4 protein-coding genes are annotated in these 3,175 nt (G+C 60.6%); 2 read left to right on the forward strand and 2 right to left on the reverse strand.

Features of this window, described 5'->3' with window-relative positions; all coding sequences use genetic code 11:
* Positions 1-69 precede the first annotated feature (69 nt).
* Positions 70-450: an HAD domain-containing protein gene (locus J2X21_RS27110; protein WP_310333279.1), complete on the reverse strand. Its 381-nt coding sequence runs from the start codon at positions 448-450 to the stop codon at positions 70-72.
* A gap of 277 nt (positions 451-727) precedes the next feature.
* Here J2X21_RS27110 and J2X21_RS27115 point away from each other — a divergent pair, with 277 nt between their 5' ends.
* Both J2X21_RS27115 and J2X21_RS27120 read left to right on the forward strand, forming a co-directional pair.
* Positions 728-1,882, forward strand: coding sequence for an AlbA family DNA-binding domain-containing protein (locus tag J2X21_RS27115; protein WP_310333280.1), 1,155 nt, complete (start codon positions 728-730; stop codon positions 1,880-1,882).
* 134 nt (positions 1,883-2,016) lie between these two features.
* Positions 2,017-2,259, forward strand: coding sequence for a hypothetical protein (locus J2X21_RS27120; RefSeq protein WP_310333281.1), 243 nt, complete (start codon positions 2,017-2,019; stop codon positions 2,257-2,259).
* Between the two features lie 263 nt (positions 2,260-2,522).
* On the opposite strand, the gene J2X21_RS27125 is transcribed toward J2X21_RS27120, so the two are convergent.
* Entirely contained in the window at positions 2,523-3,032 is a 510-nt protein-coding gene (locus J2X21_RS27125) for a hypothetical protein (protein WP_310333282.1), read from the reverse strand.
* Between the last annotated feature and the right edge of the window lie 143 nt (positions 3,033-3,175).

Below are 3,175 nucleotides of genomic sequence, written 5' to 3' on the forward strand. Positions count from 1 at the left end.
GCCTGCGCAATCGACGAGTTGCTGCCTCATCACTGGGTGCCAGCCATCTGACCGAACGCTCTGCAGCGGTCAACATGTGTTCGCTGGCTGCTTACCGACGAACTGCAGACCAGCGCCCTCTAAGACCAAGACCATCTGTTCACGGCTGAAGTGTTCGCGCCAGCTGCTGCTGATCACGTATTTCGCACCGCCGGACCTTCTATGAGCCACGGCCAGCGCGTTCCGTGCGACCGGGGAGAACAGCGTGGCAAGTTGATGCCGGTCGGGCGCCTGACCGCGGGCAAACGTCCGAGACAGGTCCCATCCGGCCTCGGCCTGACCGATGCAGAGCACTTCATCGACGTCGAGAAAGACTGTTCCCCGTCGACTCGCCCCCGGTCCCGCGACGCTGTGGCTTTCGCCAACATCTGCATCATGTATGTCGAGCGACGTGTTCTTGGCGAATGGCATCTGCTACTCAACGAGGTAGGCACGGCTGAAGTTGAGAACGCGCTGGTCTGCCCGCCCTGCATTGCGCGCCTGACCAGGGGTGCAGCAGATGATGAGGCGTCCCGCGCCGTATAAAGAATCGTGATATCTCGGTGAGCATGGGCGGGACAGGCCAAGCGGCCTACCCTTCTGTGTTCGCTTGGGTCGGCCCTACGTGCGCCAGAGTCCGAAGCCAAGGCGTCGATCCGGTACTCTTTCGATTCACCGGCCCGCTGAACTTCGGCCTACGGGGAACCAGATGATCGACACGCTGATCGCGGGACTGCGATACAAGGCCGAAGGCACCGACCTCGATTTCAAATCGGCGCAATACCGCTTCTCCGGGGCGAGTGACGATGACAAGAGCGAGATCCTCAAGGACATCCTGGCCATTGCCAATGCCTGGCGTGATGGTGATGGTCACATCCTCTTGGGCTTCAAGCAGCGGCAAGGGCAGCCGGCCGAGACCGTGGGCATCTCGACGAGCATTGATGACTCTCGTCTGCAGCAGCTGGTGCGAAGCAAGATCAGACCTCATCTGACCTTTTCCTACGAAGAACACACGTACGAAGGCAAGCCGATTGGCGTCTTCACCATTCCCAAGCAGCGCCGGGCGTTCTACCTGGAGCACGACTTCGGCAAACTCTCCAGTCACGTGGTCTATGTCCGCCGCGGGAGCAGCACCGGCATGGCGACGCCACAGGAGATCGCAGACATGATCGGCGCGGACACCGGGCGTGGTGAGGCCCGGGTCGTTTTGTCTGTCATGGATGTGGACGGCCAGGACCTCGCGGACACGTTCCAGGGCCGCTACTTGAGCTTCGAAGAGCTTCCCGATTTCGATTTTCCCTTCGAGTTGGGCAGCCCTTCCCTGATGGCGAATCGGAAGTTTTGGCACCAACTTGCCGAGTTCCACCGTGTCCGCGCGGGTTCCGTCGAAATCCAGTTTGCGCTGTCCAACCAGTCGGACTTCCAGCTATCCAGCGCCAAGTTGGAGGTGACCGTCGAGGCAGTCACAGGCCTCCCCTTCGAGATGATCAGAAGTCAGGGTCTGCCATATCGTCCGAGGCAGGACATTGATCTCTTGGGTCAACCGTTCTTGAACATCAACTCGCCGGCGACGGGACGGCCGAGTAGGGATATCGAATTCGAGCGCGGTGGTGAGACATCGATGGCCTGCGTTCATTTCGGCGCCCTTCTCCCTGGCGAGCGCGCTCGCGCGTCGGGCCCCCTCTACATCGTCTTGCCTGGTCCAGGGGAGCTGGTCGTGAAGATGCGAGTCCTGGCCGCAGAGCTCAGCGCGCCGCTCTGCCTCGAGCGGCGCATACAAGCGGTCGGATCGGTGGAGACGTTGGACATTTACGCGCTGGACAAACTCGACGACCAGTACCTGGCAGCTCATGCTCCGCGGTGATAGAAGGAGGTCGGTGGAGTTCGGCTTGAGGCCAGATTCTTAGGCCGCCGTCGTGAGCTGCGCGGAACTTGATCCACGGATGGGCTAGGCCTACGCTCTTTGGACTGAAGCGAATGGGTCCTGAAGGAGCCGCGATGGAAAACTTGTTCTTTGCCACTGATGGGACGGCTTCCGCGTTTGCTTCGGTTCAGCAGTACGCCCTGGGCTTCGTGGGCGTCGTGAGGTTCTCTGTAGATACCCAAAGCTGTTCGGCGGTGATGCACGAGTGCATCAGGTACCGGGACACTCGCGAAGAGGCCCTGAAGGATGCGCGCGTCGACGCAAGGAAGCTGGTCGGGATGTGGGTGAAGGACCGGGTGCGTCTCAGGGATGCTTGAAAGCTTTGGGTCAGCGACTGACCCTACCATTCGCCCTGAGCACGCGCTCCCTGCTTTTCCTCCCTGAGCAGGCGCCTCAGCGATGACAGCGATGGCGTTCGGACCCTCGGCAATGCCGAGGGTTTTCTTTTTCTCGCACCTGCACTCGAATGATGCAAGGTAAGCCACTTCATGCTGGCGGTTGCTGGCGGGCGGCTCTAGGCTGTGATCTGCCGTCTTAGTGAAGCGCGTTGGCGGCCGCGGCCGTCGGCTGCCGATGTGCGTCAAACATCAAGCTGCATCAACGCTGCGAATCGTCGTTCCTCCAACTCGGGGAGTCGCTGCTGTATCCAGACGAGTACTTCCCAGAGCCCCATCTTGCCTATTGACCAAACGAGTAGCCCAAAGCGTTCGTCGCCGGCACTCTGCTCGACGATGCTCATAGCCTTCTCGTTCGGGATCGCGCGGCCGAGCTTCGCCAACACATAGCAGTAGGAGATGCTGTCCAAACGTTCCAGCTCGTCTGGGGCGTCGGCGTCTAGCTCTGCGAGTCTGAGGAACAGTTTCGAGAGCTTCCAGCCCTCGTCGAGGGACGGCAGTAGTTCTGCCTTCATAGGTGCCAGATCCGCCACAGGCAGGAGCTTCACCAGGAGCCACGCACACTCAGGATCTCCCCACTCAGGCCATGCGGCCACGATGGCGGAAACATCAGGAACCTTGTCTTTGTCGACCAGCTTGTAACCTCGACGTCGAATGCCGACGAAACGAGAGCGAAGGAACGTCTTTTGGATCAATCGCCGCTTGTTTCGAGGGAGAGTCGGGCAGAGCGAAGAAAGCGAGTAGGTGAATCGCCCCGGATTTCCTAGACACCCGTGAGCCGTTGGGAATGGCGTCGTTCGAACTCGACCGGCGAAGTGTCGCCGGCGGTGCCGTGGCG

The organism is Roseateles asaccharophilus (assembly GCF_031458115.1).
GTDB lineage: Bacteria > Pseudomonadota > Gammaproteobacteria > Burkholderiales > Burkholderiaceae_C > Pelomonas > Pelomonas asaccharophilus_A.